Raw genomic sequence first — 297 nt, 5'->3', positions numbered from 1 at the left:
TGAATCAACGATTTAATAAAGCGGCCGTTCAATTTTTACAACACATATTAGCTGAACTATTAAACCAAAAATTGACCTCATCTATGCCGATTTCTTCTCCATATACTTCTGTTTTCAAGCGTATTCGTATTTTAGATTCAACCGCATTTCAACTCCCGGATTCCTTTTCATTCATTTATCCGGGTGCAGGAGGATGTAGCCATACAGCGGGGGGTGAAAATTCAACTTGAGTATGATCTATTAAGTGGACAGTTCCTACATATTCATACGGGTCCAGGTAAACAACATGATCGAACC

1 pseudogene is annotated in these 297 nt (G+C 38.7%); it reads left to right on the top strand.

Annotation, left to right across the window (positions count from 1 at the left end):
• A pseudogene (locus tag LOK41_RS28775) lies at window positions 1–297 on the top strand (transposase); the annotation flags it as partial.

This window comes from Bacillus sp. TL12 (assembly GCF_022625245.1).
Lineage (GTDB): Bacteria > Bacillota > Bacilli > Bacillales > Bacillaceae_G > Bacillus_A.
The sequence above is the reverse complement of the archived record's forward strand: the minus strand, read 5'-3'. Positions and strand labels throughout refer to the sequence as shown.